1 rRNA gene is annotated in these 233 nt (G+C 55.4%); it reads left to right on the forward strand.

The features are described from left to right. Window positions 1-233 (forward strand): 16S ribosomal RNA (locus tag ACTHSL_RS14280); the annotation flags it as partial.

Here is a 233-nt window from a genome sequence, read left to right on the forward strand (position 1 = left end):
GGCTAACTTCGTGCCAGCAGCCGCGGTAATACGAAGGGGGCTAGCGTTACTCGGAATGACTGGGCGTAAAGGGCGCGTAGGCGGTTTGGTTTGTTAGGCGTGAAATTCCTGGGCTTAACCTGGGGGCTGCGCTTAATACGGCCAGGCTTGAGTGTGAAAGAGGGTCGTGGAATTCCTGGTGTAGCAGTGAAATGCGTAGATATCAGGAGGAATACCGATGGCGAAGGCAGGTC

Origin of the sequence: Neisseria sp. P0008.S010 (assembly GCF_051962715.1) — a bacterium.
GTDB lineage: Bacteria > Pseudomonadota > Gammaproteobacteria > Burkholderiales > Neisseriaceae > Neisseria > Neisseria elongata.